This is a genomic window from Leeuwenhoekiella marinoflava DSM 3653, from assembly GCF_900129005.1.
GTDB lineage: Bacteria > Bacteroidota > Bacteroidia > Flavobacteriales > Flavobacteriaceae > Leeuwenhoekiella > Leeuwenhoekiella marinoflava.
On sequence record NZ_FQUN01000004.1, the window covers coordinates 49,093 to 62,558 of the forward strand.

Sequence of the window (13,466 nt, forward strand, 5' to 3'; positions counted from 1 at the left end):
TTATTATAGAAAGCTTATAAAGTTTTTTAAGAGAAAAGCAGAGTGGTTTTAGAATAAAAAAGAGTTGCCTAATTTCTTATGGTAGAAGTGAAGTGTATAAATATAAAATAACAATGAAGAAGCGTATTTATTTTTTCTTGAGTCTAATTATTCTGATTGGATGTAATGTAAAAGACAAAGGGGATAAAGTTAAACTCCTTTCTCCACAAGTAGATGTGTCTTTTAAAGAAGCAGGTTGGGAGACTGAATATTGGAGTAATCAGGAAAATTATAGCGATACTACTTTTAGTGATTCAGAATCGCAGGTTTTGGCTATATATCATGATACGCTTCAAGTTGGGAGAATTTTTAAAAAGGTTGAGGTTAAACCATATTCTCATTATAAAGTTACCGGATTTATCAAAACCGAAAATGTGTCTGCAGATAAGTCGGATGCTGGAGCAGGTTTTGATCTCGATAACTTTAAAATCAAAAACGATACGGTTTTTACGGGTAAGACAGATTGGACACCCGTAACGATGGAATTTGATTCTGAAGGAGATGATAGTTTTATTATTTCGTGCTTTTTAGGCAAGAATGGGCCTGCGAAAGGTAAAGCATTTTTTAAAGATATTCAGGTTGAAGAGATTTCTTCAACTGTTTTAAAGCCGGCAGTTGCGATAGATATTACCAAAGAAAAAGAACCCATGTCTCCATATATCTACGGGCAGTTCATTGAGCATATGGGTAAATCTATTTATGGTGGGTTATGGGCTGAAATGCTAACTGATAGAAAATTTTATCACAAACCCGGGACAAGTGTTTCTCCTTGGAAAACAGAATTAGATACTAATCAAATTGTTTTAAATACGTCTAATGGTTTCTCAGAAATGCCATTGCCGGTTTTTTCGTTAAAGAATGGAAAGATTTTACTTAAGCAGGATTCTATAGCGCTGCTTAAAGATAAATCGTATACCGGGCGATTGGTTTTTAAAGCCAAGGGAACTATTGAAGAAATCAAGCTGAGTTTGATTTCTGAAAATATTCAAAAAGAAAAGCAACTTGAATTTTCTAAAAATGAATTTGTTAGTATTCCGTTTGAATTTGCAACTGTAAATGCTTCAGAACAGGCAAGTTTTCAAATTGAATTTACAGGAAGCGGAAGTGTAACACTAGCCGCAGTTTCACTAATGCCCAGTGATAATATAGAGGGTTTCCGCTCAGATGTAATCGCTCTGTTAAAAGAATTAGATGCGCCTATTTACCGCTGGCCTGGAGGGAATTTTGTTTCCGGTTACGATTGGAAAGACGGTTTAGGGAATCCCGATGCTAGACCAACGCGTTATGAACGTGCCTGGGATGGGTTAGAGTATAATGATGTCGGGATCCACGAGTTTATGAAGCTCTGCGAGATTCTTGATGTAGAAGCCAATATTGCTGTAAATACCGGTTTGGGGGATGCTGAATTAGCAGCTAATGAAGTTGCTTATTTTAATAGCGATACTTCAACAAAAATGGGGGAATGGCGTGCAGAAAATGGTCACGCAGAACCTTATAATGTAAAGCTCTGGGCAGTAGGAAATGAGATGTTTGGCGATTGGCAATTGGGACATATGCCTATTGAAGACTATGTGAAAAAGCATAATAAGGTTGCGGAAGCCATGTGGGCTGTAGATCCGGATATCGACTTGATTGCTGTTGGTTTTCCCGGGGAATGGAATGATATGATGTACTCCAACTGCGCTGAAAATATGACCTACATCAGTGAGCATTTTTACCGTCAGGATTGGCACGCAGGTGGTTTGCTGACGCACGTAAAACAAATGCCTGATGCGATTAGAGATATTGCAGAAGAGCACAAAAGAGCAAGAAGAGAAATCCCCGAGATAGCAGATCAAAATATCAGAATAGCATTAGATGAATGGAATTATTGGTACGGTCCGCACGAGTTTGGTTTACTGGGAACTAGATATTTTCTTAGAGATGCTTTAGGTATTGCCGCCGGATTGAATGAGTTTTCACGGCAGTCAGATATGTATTATATGGCAAATTATGCACAAACAGTAAATGTGATAGGAGCCATAAAAACAACACAAACTGACAGCTGGTTAGAAGGAACAGGTCTGGTTTTAAAAATCTATCGCAAGGAGTTTGGTGCCAGACCAATAGCAATTACCGGAACTCCCGAGCCCCTTGATATTGCGGCAACACTTACAGAAGATGGTGAATATCTAACACTTTCTGTTGTTAATGCAACACATAAAGAATATGAGTTAAATCTTGACTTTTTAGAACAGAAGATTGCTCAGCAAGGACAAGCCTTTATCATCACCGGTGAAAATGATATGGTATACAATGACGTGGAAAATAAAGAGCGTATTTACCTTTTAGAAGACGCATTCACGCTTCAAGATAATGCCTTACGGGTTAGAAAAGAATCAGCAGGAATTTATAAGTTCAAATTAAACTAGAAATCAACACAAGCATGAATAATTATAAGAGCGCTATAAAGGGATTTCTCTTTATATTTTTATGTGCAGCAAGCACAGTTAATGCCCAAGGATATTGGGATAGAATAACCGTTAAAGATTCAACTTTAGGTCTGGAGCAAGGCTTTGAAACCTATGAGACCAGTCAGTTTATTTTAAAGCTTGTTAAAGCATCTCAAACAGTCGCAGCATTGTCTCCAAAAGAAGATCCCGATTTTGATTTCACTCCCGGGGATCGCTTGGCTATCAGGTCTCGAGATAGTTTATACCAGTTGGGAGACGTAAATTTTAGAATACGCAATACAGACTCAGAAGCGTGGAGCTTGTATTCAACCGCGCACCAGCGCAAGCCGGTTAAAGCTATTTCAAAAGCAGGAGCACTTGCAGCTGCAGATTTAGCAGCAACCTTGCCCAAGGATCTTCCATTAGAAATAATCAGATATTATAAGGTTGAAGGTGGAGATCTCATTCTGGCTTTTGATTTTAAGAATCCAACGGACCACAAAATTGAGTTGGGAGCATTAGGTGTGCCAATGATCTTTAATAACATTTTAGAAGGAAACTCTCTGGAAGAAGCCCACGCTAAAAATGTATTTTTTGATCCTTATATCGGAGAGGATGCAGGGTATCTTGAAGTTAAAAAGTTAGACGGAAAAGGTAAGGTGCTTTTAGTACTTCCTGAAGAGAATATGCCATTTGAAGCGTATCGCCCGTTGTTAGATGAATTAACACCACGCAGTATTGTTTTTGAAGGCTATCACGAGTGGATGTCTCTGAGTAAAGCTTATGCTGAAAATGAGTGGGAAGGTGTAAATCAATGGAATACTCCAACAAGTACGGTTTTAAACCCCGGGGAGACCCGTACATTTTCAATACGATTAACCTTATCGCCATCTATTCAGGAGGTTTCTAAGACCTTGACTGAGCAAGAGATCCCCGTTGCTGTTAGCTCTCCTGGTTATGTACTTCCACAGGATGTAAAAGCAAAGCTATTTTTAAAATATGACGCAGCTGTAGCTTCAGTATCAATTGAACCTAAAGGATCTCTTTCTGTAGAAAAATTAGACGATACTAAAACAGATTATGCAGTTTACGAAGTTACCGGAAACGAATGGGGAAGAACACGTTTAACCTTAACGTATACAGACGGAAAAACGCAAACCATTAATTATAAAGTAATCAAAGCTGAGGATGAACTTGTTTCTGATTTTGGTGATTTCTTATTTAAAAAGCAATGGTTTGATGACGATACAGATGTGTTTAACAGAGCACCATCATTAATCTCTTATGATTATGAAAACAAGCGACAAGTAACTCAGGATTCTCGTGCTTGGATTGCAGGTTTGAGCGATGAAGGCGGAGCCGGAAGTTGGTTAGGAGGAATAATGAAACAACTCATTCAACCTGATCAAGAACAAGTCGCAAAATTAGAAGATTTTGTAAATCAAACCGTTTGGGGAGTTTTGCAAAATACCGAAGGTGAACATACATACGGTGTGCGCAAAAGTGTTTTCTATTATGAGCCTGAAGAAATGCCGGCCGGTACCTACAGCGATACCATTAACTGGAAAACCTGGGCTGCCTGGAATAAAGAAGGAGCAGCAGATCCTGGTAGATCGTATAACTATCCACACGTTGTAGCTGCTTACTGGACGCTTTATCGCTTATCACGTTATCATCAAGATCTGGTTACTCAAAAAGACTGGAAGTGGTACCTGGAGCAGGCTTATAAAACCACTTTAGCAATGGTAAATCATGCACCGTATTATGCACAGTTTGGGCAGATGGAAGGCTCCGTATTTTTATATGTTTTAGAAGATTTAAAACGAGAAAATCTTGAAGAAGAAGCGACAGCTTTAGAAGCTGAGATGAAAAAACGTACTGATCACTGGGAGAGTCTGGCGTATCCTTTTGGTAGTGAAATGCCGTGGGATTCTACCGGTCAGGAAGAGGTTTATATGTGGTCAGATTATTTTGGTTACGATGCAAAAGCAGCAGTGACTTTGAATGCAATTTTAGCCTATATGCCTACAATGCCACACTGGGCGTACAATGGTAATGCCCGTCGTTACTGGGATTTCTTGTATGGGGGTAAACTTTCTCGCGTAGAGCGACAAATACATCATTACGGTTCTGGTTTGAATGCAATTCCCGTTTTAGATGCTTATCGCGAGAATCCAGATGATTTACATTTATTAAAAGTAGGTTACGGAGGTTTATTAGGTTCGGTTGCTAATATTACTGAAGATGGTTTTGGAGCTGCCGCTTTCCACAGTTGGCCTTCAACGTTAGATATCGATTATCTTTCTGGGGATTACGGCTCTAACTTTTATGGGTATGCTATCAATTCTTCGGCGTATTTAGTGAAGGATGCTGATTTAGGTTATTTAGCCTTCGGCGGAAATCTTTCAGAAAACAAGAATGAAGTGAGTATGCAATTGACAACGGCTGCAAAAAATGCAGTATTCATTCAGCCTTTAAAACTATGGATAACCCTTGATGCCGGAAAGGTTGAAGCGGTGAGCTATAACTCCAAAACAAAAGAAGTCAAACTGAAGCTAGCCGCGAAAGACGCTTATACTTCAGATGCATATCTAAACCTTCCGGAAGGATACAACCTAAAGTATTCTCAGGTAAGAGGCGCATATAAAATTACATTAAAAGACAAAGCGATTAGTATTACTCTAAAACCTTAAATTTTGAGAATTAAGAATTTAGTAGTTATTGCAAGTCTGAACCTCTGTTCCCTAGCAGGTTCGGCTCAGCAATTTACAAAGGCAGACACCTTACGCGGTAGTATTAGGCCACAGCGAGCTTGGTGGGATGTGATGCGCTACGACATCGCCATACAACCTAATTATAAGACCAAATCTACCAGCGGATATAATCAAATAACCTATAAAGTGGTTCAAGAGGAACATCCGGACGTGATGCAAATAGATTTGCAAGAACCGCTTGTTATAGATCGAATTCTTTTTGACGGTTCAACAGAACTTACATTCAGTAGAGAAGGTAATGTGTATTGGGTAAATACAACACCACAGCAACTGAATTCAGAGCATAGCGTTAAAGTGTTTTTCAGTGGGAATCCGCATGTTGCAGTTCGTCCGCCTTGGGATGGTGGCTGGTCGTTTTCAGAAGATAAAAAGGGAAGACCTTTAATGACCGTGACTTGTCAGGGGCTTGGTGCTTCAATATGGTATCCTAATAAAGACCATCAGAGCGATGAGCCAGACCACGGAGCTTCTCTAACAATGCGTGTACCCGATGATTTAACTGCAGTTGCAAACGGAAGATTATTGGGTAAAATCGAGCATAAAGACGGTACTACCAGTTACAAATGGGGAGTTGAGAACCCAATTAGTACCTATACCATCATTCCATATATTGGGCACTATGAGAATTTTAAAGAGGTTTATCCGGGAGTTAAAGGTGATTTGGATCTTAACTATTGGGTTCTGGACTACAATCTGGAAAAGGCCAAAGACTATATGCCTAATGAAGTGCATAATATGCTCAATGCTTTTGAATATTGGTTTGGTCCGTATCCTTTTTACGAGGATGGCTACAAGCTGATAGAAGTTGATAACACCGGGATGGAGCACCAGTCTGCGGTTTCTTACGGAAATTACTATGCGGGCGGATATCGTGGCCGTGATGGCTCTGGTACCGGTCTGGGCTTGACTTGGGATTTTATCATCATTCACGAAAGTGGTCACGAGTGGTTTGGTAACAACATCACGACAAACGATCTGGCCGATATGTATGTGCACGAAAGCTTTACCAATTACAGTGAGACGCTTTTTGTAGATTACAGCTACGGGCCTGAAGCTGCAAATGATTACAACTACGGTATCCGCCAGGGAATAGGCAATGAAACACCTATTATTCCTGCTTATGGTGTGAATGCACAGGGTAGTGGGGATATGTACCCAAAAGGAGGAAATATGCTGCATAGCATTCGCCACAGTATTAATAATGATCAGTTATTTCGGAATATTTTGGCGGGTTTAAATCAGACGTTCCATAACCAAACTGTGGATGGAAAGCAAGTGCAGGAATATATTTCTAGAAAAGCGGGGTTTGATTATACCCATGTTTTTCAGCAATATTTGACCACAACGGAGATCCCTACTTTGCAACTATATGTTGATGCGGAGAACCACGAAATCAAATACAGATATGTAAATTCTCTATCGGAATTCAACTTGCCTTTAAGTTTGGTAGGTACTTCAGAAGAACTTAAAATCTATCCGGAAGCGAATGAATGGAAAAGCATAGCGATCACCAATAAAAATCAATATTTGTTTACACCGGCGCGAATTGAGTATATGTATTATTTAAATATAGCATTGGTAAAGGAACTTTAATAAGTAGTGTTTTACAAACGGAGGAGCTCTGAAACTGTAAAAGGTTTCAGAGCTTTTTTATTTAAACAGGTTTACAAATTTCATGTATGGTAATTCAAGAAAGCTATTTTATAAAATCCACAAAATCAGATTGATTTAACGCAGCTGAAAGATCAATTGAACGAAGCCGGGCATAGTATCAGTTCTAGAAATCTGGTCATTACCCATGGCTCGTACGTGCGGGCTATGTGTGTGGTGAGCATTTATTTGGTAAAACAAAAAGTGAAAATAATAAGGCTATAGTGCACATTATTGGGGAACGCCCCGGTGCGGACATCATAACTTTTCGGATTATCTCACAGCTGCACCTCCTAAAAGCTGGTCGCAAAAGCGTTGGGTAGATCACGATATAACTCGTGTCATATTTGGGATTTCTGATACTGCACTTGATCCTAAACTAGTAGCGCAATAGACAGCTTGCTCAAAAAAGATTTTAAAGAACTGGAAGCTATGAAGCGTGCTTAGATAGCATAAAGATTTGAATTTAAGTTATTCCCGTCATCCTGAATTTATTTCAGGGTCACACATCCCAAATCAGTGTTCTTCAGGCCCATAAATACCTGCTTTTACCCTTGTTTTAGATCATTGGCTTCCGGTAGAATTGGGCAGGAGTAGTTGGGATTGTAAGCTTTATTAAAAGGTTAACTTATATTTAAGATTGGTGTAGATTCTATGAATTTTTGATGTGGTATTCTGTTAATTTTAAACTTATTTAATTGATAATAGGCAGATATATGAAGAAAATTAACAGAATACTTGCAGTATTTGTTTTGGCTTTTGGCCTTTGTTCTTGTACAGAAGATTCTTTTTTTGAAGAAGAGGAAGATACACTGGAGCCACCTGTTAAATCAAGTCTTGAGATATACAAACCTCAGGAATTTGGAGATATGGATTATGAAGACGATTCCAGTAAGTGGAGTTTTACCCGTAGCCGCGAGTCTGAACACTTTATCATTTTTTGGGATGCAAAGTATAAAGATGAAGATCCAGGGGCAAATACCATTCCAGAGAAGTACCGTGTGAATATTGATAATCTTCTGGAAAAGGCTGAAGAGTTCTATACCTTAAATGTAGAAGAACTCAAATTTGCCAATTTAAATCTGGAAGACACGAAACTCAAAACCTACAAGATGATGATTTTTCTGTATTATCAGGATGAGTGGTTGGCAACTGGTAGTGGTTATGATGATGTCATTGGAGCTCTATGGATTAGCCCTGGGACAACGCAACCCGCAGGACACACTTTGGCCCACGAAATAGGCCACAGTTTTCAATATCAAGTGTTTGCCGATTTAGGGAATGGTCATGGTTTTCGTTACGGTTTTGGCGGAGACGGAGGAAATGGTTTCTGGGAGCAAACGGCCCAATGGCAAGCCTTTAAAGCTTTCCCATCACAGATTTTTACAGCGTATGATTTTGGGGTGTATGTTGAAAATTACAATAAGCACATTCACCATGAAAATTACCGTTATGCCAGCTATTTTATTCATTATTACTGGACGCAATTGCATGGGCAGGATTTTATAGGCCGTTTATGGCGTGAAGCCCAAGAGCCCGAAGATCCGGTACAGGCTTATATGCGCATAACAGGGATAGATGTCAAAACCTTAAATGATGAGATTTATGATGCAGCTTCTAAAATGGTTACTTGGGATCTTGACGAACTGCGCGATTTAGGCGAAGGCTATTTAGGAACTCAAAAGTTTGGTTACACCACGCGTGAAGATGGTACGCATGTGGTGGCTAAAGCTTATGCCCCGCAAACAACGGGATATAATGTGATTCCGCTTAAAGTGCCTGAAGCAAATACCGAAGTGCGCGTAAACTTTAAAGGCCTGGCTAATGCTGCCGGATTTAATAGTGTTGATTCCTCTATCGCAGGATGGCGTTATGGTTTTGTTGCACTTACAAATAGTGGAGAACGGGTTTACAGTACTACGCAAAGTGCTGCAGAAGGAGAATACAGTTTTACGCTACCTGAAAATTGTGTAAAACTATGGCTGGTAGTTAGCGGTGCACCTACTGAGTATAGTGCACACGCGTGGGATGAGGATAACAGTAATGATGCAGAATGGCCTTACGCTGTTAAGTTTACCAATACCGATATTTTAGGATATGTTGATTCATCGGGAGAAGAAACGCCGCAGTCTAAAGACTTTAATTATAACCTTACTTTTCCTGCAGATGTAGAGGCTTATTCCGGTAAGACAGTACTTGTAGATGCAGATCAATTAGCAAATGCCTTTCAGCTTTCTTCCAATGAGATCACGGCCAAAATTGGAGATGTCATTAAGTTTTATGCTATACAGTGCTGGTGATTTAATCTCAGAAACGACAGCAAATGGTTACGGACACTGGTTTAGTTCGGCGGGTGATGTAGTAAGTTGGGGTGATACCGCTTTCTTGTTTTCAGAGTTTGATGAGGCGGGATTAAAATTCAGCATTGGGCAATTCCCAGCACGTTTAACAACAGGGGACACCTATACTATCAAGCAGGCTTTGGTTTATGAATATGAAAGTGGAAAGTCTGTACAGGCTACCTTCACTTTCGAAATACAGATTGAATAGCAACTGAAATGTGAAAATTTCGGGAGAGTTAGCTTTGTTATTCTTTTAAAACGCACCTTCGATTCTTAAGGGAGTATTTGTTCCTTAGAGTCTTTAGGTGCTTTTGCTCTATGAATTGATCGACAGTACTAAATCACTTATGTCCTTCAGGACCTCGTATACCCGCCTTAATTCCTGTTTTTAAGTCATTGGCTTCCGGGGGAATGGGGCAGGGATAGTTAGGATTATATGCTCAAAACGGATTGTAAGCCTTATTAAAATCAATAATAATCGTATCATCTTCCGGAATTCTTAAATCGATATACCTTTCGGCTCCATAGGTTTTTATAACACTCGTATAATCGGGAAAAAGGAAGAATAAATAATCTTTGTATTCTTCAACTTCACGTAAGGTGTGGCTTTGGTAAACAGGAAGTTGAAGAGTGTTCCGTTTAAGTAAAATTCAGCAATAGCATAGGTATCATACTTCTTAACTGCGTCTGACGAGGTAGGGAGTTTGATTCTTTCTAATTTTCACAAAATTCGCCACAATTAGATAGGTCGAATCAATAAGATAGAAGTGTTGCCCTTCAAATTATTCTTATTTTCAGAAGTAAGCGGAGATTCCTGGTATCAACATATTTTGCATGTAAGCTTTCTGAAACTCCGTATAAAGTAGGTTACTAATCTTAACAGTGAATAAAAAAAGGACTTTAACCTGACCCCCCTATAGTGTTGTGATATTAAAAGATTCTATTGAAACTTTGTAACCGTTAATTGCGCCCCGTAGGAGGCAGCAGTAGGTTTATCATTGGCAATACGGTTTGATGCAAAAGCAGGTTGAAACCCAAAAAAAACAGTGTCTCCTGCATTGTAATATTTTACATCTTTAAAAGTTACAGGGGCTGCAATTACACTTCCTGCAGCGCCTGCTGCTGGAATTCCTGCGTAGATACGTAAAATATCAGTTTCAATTCCTCCTGCTGCACGGTTTATTTCAACATAAAAATTCACATAATACTGAACTGTTTCTATAAGAGATATAGAAGTTTGTATTTCAAACGTATAATAACCATCTTCACTAATTTGAAAATACTCATTTCCCCTTGTACTTGTGTCAGGATCAATTACAGAGATAGCACTGGTTTTTTGATAAGCAATTTTAGGTTGTACAAGATTTAGTCTAAGAATAGTTCCGGCTGTACAAGTATTCTCACATGTGTTGAAGAAAGGTATGTAAGGGGTTTGAGTTCCGTATTTAGCACTGTACACAACCTCTGGGAAGGTTATTCCTTTAAGTATCTGATCTCTTAAAACAGTGACTACATCACCATTTTCATCTGTAGCTAAAACTCTTTGACTGGCATCAAGATCAACACCTGCGGGGGTATTTGTAATGCGTAGGCCTCCTTCTATATGAAGGTCATTTTTGGGATCTGTAGTACCTATCCCTACTTGAGCTTGTGAAGTAATTGTACAGCATAGTAAAAGAACGAGTAGTTGTATTCTCATAATTTAAACATATTGATTTGGGAGCAACAAACTTACGCATTAATAAAATCGATTTATCAATTTACAAGTGAAAATACTCGCTTAATAAGTTGTTTTTTAATATTTTATAAAAAAATAATTACTTTTTGAAATTCTACTGATCATTGGATTAGGCTTTTCATTATTAAAAGGTGATGGAAAACAGGTACAGGAATATATTTCTAGAAAATCCGAGTTTAATTATACGGGGATAACTCGGATCAAATTACTCTGAAATAGCCAATCCAAAGTTGGGTTTCCGTTAAATTGCGTATTAAAAACGTCATCGATCGCAAAAAATAATTATACTCAATCAAACTGGATACTTTTGGAAGGTATTCATTTTTAAACAATCAACTTATGTTAGACAGAATCCAAGAAGGTGGTCCTTTTTTTATGTGGCCAATTGTAATTGTTTTTATCATTTTGGCAGCCTTATTTGTCAGGCAATTGGTCACCAAAGCAGATAAAGCACATACCATTATTTTACTCAGTAACATCAGTTTATTTATTCTGAGTTGGGGATTATTAGGTAGTGTAATAGGTCTTATTGAGGCTTTTGATGCTGTAGAAGGTCTTGGTGATGTATCTCAAGGTATGATGGCAGGTGGTCTCAAAATAGCGTTCTTGACCACTGTATTTGGTTTGGTAACCTTTATAACTGGTAGGCTTTTTATTCTAATTTTAACTATTAAAAAAGAATAAAAGTCTAAAAATTTAAAAGCCGAATTCTTAGAACTCGGCTTTTTAAATGTTTACTCGATAATCGAGATTTAAATAGCTCCTAGGCTTGCCCCAAGGTCGTTTACTAATTTTCGTTAGGATTTTTGTTCTTTATTAAAATAAACCAGATAATAATACATCTGGCGTTCTTCATCCCAACCTTTTTCTACAAATTTCTCTGCACTTTCAGGGTTTACAAAATCTAGTTTTATCTGAATATTCGTATCGAGTTCAATGACGCTTTTAATTCGTTTGCGGGCACCCGTCACTGCAGTATTTGAAATAGGGAAGGTGGTAAGATCTTCTATTTTATACTTGGGTGCTTTTTCAATTTTATAATTATTGAATTCTGGTATGAGCGCAGGATTTTCCATTACTTCATTCATAAAGTTTTGCTCTACAAACTCATCGTTTTTTGCAAAGTGATTCACCGCCCGGTTCATAAACATCACCTCTTCCTTTTTATCTTCGGCGGGTAATACCACATCTTTAGCAAAATCCTGACAGAACTTTAAATACTTTTTGGTGTAGAAATTTTCGTCAGCAAGAATATCAACTCCTAAGAAATTTTCTAGCCAGTATTTGGTGTCGTATCGGTTGGAATCTATAGAAAGAATTTTATAACCGTTTTCAGAATTCTTGTTCAAAATCAGGCAACCTTTGTCTAATTTATTGAGGTTAACGCCCTGCTCCAATTGCATTTTTAGATTGCTTTCTCCTTCCTGAAACTGTAAAAAATCTTGTTTCAATTCTGATTTAAAAATCCCTATAGCATCAACCTTTTCATTATCTGCCATTACATTTTCAATATGTGCAACATAGACCTCTCCCGGTTTTATATGCGGATGGCTGGATTGCTCATAGAGCAGTTTAGCAACTTCAATAGAAAGCTCGTGAGATTGAGCGGGATTATTAAAAATCGAAGCAACAAGGTTAGATAGGGAGTGAAACTCCAGATCTGCCTCGTGCACAAACTGATAATAATTCTCTTCTTTGTCTCTAAAGGGCTTGAAGAAAAACTCTTTGATCAACGGCGTGATCTCATCATTAAGCTGGTAGCGCTCTTTAGAAAGAAAGGCACCTTCGTTGCGGCTTTTATTACCAATACGGTGTATAGAAAGCGACTCTATCTGAGCCGAATATAAGTTGATCATTGTTTTGTTGTATTTAGATTTTAAGATTTAGTAGTTAGACTTCTTATGTCTAAAATCTAATATCTATGATCTGTAGTCTATTTTAGTTCCAGTTTTCATCAAAGTCAAGTCCGTCATAATCTTCGATGTCGTAATCATCGTCCTCATCTGCAAACGGATCATCCTCGTCAAAGTCATCTTCATCACCAGAAAAATCAGCTTCAGGAGCTTGAGCAGGGATCTGCCCATGCACATACATTAATTTTGGGTATGATTTCCCATCTTCAACTTCGGCGATCTCACCAAGTTCTACAAAGAATGTCCATAGGTTTAAGAAGTCATACACATAAATCATACGGGTCTGATCTTCAGAAAGAACTTCTTCAAGCGGAGTTTCAATCATCGTACGTAAAGGGGTTTGACCTTCACCCATATCAAAAAGTGCAATCTCTTCGCCCTGACGCCACTCATCATCGCTTATATAAAAAGAAGCCATTTCGGTTCCGTCAAAGCCAAAACTTTGTGTGATGCTGTTATGCAGGTCTTCACAGGTAGCAGTTTGCTCGATCTCGATATCTCTAAAAATATCCTCTTCGGTATCTAAAATGATGCGAAAACGGTAAATCATATTCAAAAATTTTTAAGCGGGTAAAGAT

The 13,466-nt window shown here is 38.4% G+C and carries 9 protein-coding genes and 1 pseudogene; 6 read left to right on the plus strand and 4 right to left on the minus strand.

Annotation, left to right across the window (positions count from 1 at the left end; genetic code table 11):
• Positions 1–113: 113 nt before the first annotated feature.
• The 5 genes from BUB91_RS02385 (at position 114) to BUB91_RS20705 (ending at position 9,445) form a co-directional block, all read left to right on the plus strand.
• A complete protein-coding gene (locus BUB91_RS02385; RefSeq protein WP_073096483.1) occupies positions 114–2,450 on the plus strand; it encodes an alpha-L-arabinofuranosidase C-terminal domain-containing protein in 2,337 nt (778 codons plus the stop codon).
• Positions 2,451–2,464: 14 nt separating this feature from the next.
• Complete coding sequence (locus BUB91_RS02390) at positions 2,465–5,164, plus strand: DUF5695 domain-containing protein (protein WP_073096485.1); 2,700 nt, start codon at positions 2,465–2,467, stop codon at positions 5,162–5,164.
• A 3-nt stretch (positions 5,165–5,167) separates the two neighbouring features.
• Positions 5,168–6,838, plus strand: coding sequence for a M1 family metallopeptidase (locus BUB91_RS02395; protein ID WP_241652553.1), 1,671 nt, complete (start codon positions 5,168–5,170; stop codon positions 6,836–6,838).
• A 773-nt stretch (positions 6,839–7,611) separates the two neighbouring features.
• Positions 7,612–9,195, plus strand: coding sequence for a DUF6055 domain-containing protein (locus BUB91_RS02400; protein ID WP_128759287.1), 1,584 nt, complete (start codon positions 7,612–7,614; stop codon positions 9,193–9,195).
• A complete protein-coding gene (locus tag BUB91_RS20705) occupies positions 9,161–9,445 on the plus strand; it encodes a DUF4859 domain-containing protein (RefSeq protein ID WP_164917813.1) in 285 nt (94 codons plus the stop codon). Before BUB91_RS02400 ends, BUB91_RS20705 begins: the two co-directional genes overlap by 35 nt.
• 133 nt (positions 9,446–9,578) lie before the next feature.
• Here BUB91_RS20705 and BUB91_RS21600 read toward each other — a convergent pair.
• Positions 9,579–9,887, minus strand: a pseudogene (locus tag BUB91_RS21600) (DUF1684 domain-containing protein).
• Between the two features lie 290 nt (positions 9,888–10,177).
• Positions 10,178–10,936, minus strand: a complete 759-nt coding sequence (locus BUB91_RS02405) for a hypothetical protein (protein WP_073096487.1) — start codon at positions 10,934–10,936, stop codon at positions 10,178–10,180.
• A 378-nt stretch (positions 10,937–11,314) separates the two neighbouring features.
• On the opposite strand from BUB91_RS02405, the gene BUB91_RS02410 reads away from it, so the two are divergent.
• A complete protein-coding gene (locus tag BUB91_RS02410; protein WP_073096489.1) occupies positions 11,315–11,659 on the plus strand; it encodes a MotA/TolQ/ExbB proton channel family protein in 345 nt (114 codons plus the stop codon).
• Positions 11,660–11,772: 113 nt separating this feature from the next.
• On the opposite strand, the gene BUB91_RS02415 is transcribed toward BUB91_RS02410, so the two are convergent.
• A complete protein-coding gene (locus BUB91_RS02415; protein WP_073096491.1) occupies positions 11,773–12,831 on the minus strand; it encodes a nucleoid-associated protein in 1,059 nt (352 codons plus the stop codon).
• Between the two features lie 82 nt (positions 12,832–12,913).
• Positions 12,914–13,438: an IS1096 element passenger TnpR family protein gene (locus tag BUB91_RS02420; RefSeq protein WP_073096493.1), complete on the minus strand. Its 525-nt coding sequence runs from the start codon at positions 13,436–13,438 to the stop codon at positions 12,914–12,916.
• Positions 13,439–13,466: the final 28 nt, after the last annotated feature.

Bases quoted from the DNA above. Each gene is read 5' to 3' on its own strand.
- BUB91_RS02385 (WP_073096483.1), top strand. From the start codon at position 114: ATGAAGAAGCGTATTTATTTTTTCTTGAGTCTAATTATTCTGATTGGA.
- BUB91_RS02390 (WP_073096485.1), top strand. From the start codon at position 2,465: ATGAATAATTATAAGAGCGCTATAAAGGGATTTCTCTTTATATTTTTA.
- BUB91_RS02400 (WP_128759287.1), top strand. From the start codon at position 7,612: ATGAAGAAAATTAACAGAATACTTGCAGTATTTGTTTTGGCTTTTGGC.
- BUB91_RS20705 (WP_164917813.1), top strand. From the start codon at position 9,161: ATGTCATTAAGTTTTATGCTATACAGTGCTGGTGATTTAATCTCAGAA.
- BUB91_RS02405 (WP_073096487.1), bottom strand. From the start codon at position 10,936: ATGAGAATACAACTACTCGTTCTTTTACTATGCTGTACAATTACTTCA.
- BUB91_RS02410 (WP_073096489.1), top strand. From the start codon at position 11,315: ATGTTAGACAGAATCCAAGAAGGTGGTCCTTTTTTTATGTGGCCAATT.
- BUB91_RS02415 (WP_073096491.1), bottom strand. From the start codon at position 12,831: ATGATCAACTTATATTCGGCTCAGATAGAGTCGCTTTCTATACACCGT.
- BUB91_RS02420 (WP_073096493.1), bottom strand. From the start codon at position 13,438: ATGATTTACCGTTTTCGCATCATTTTAGATACCGAAGAGGATATTTTT.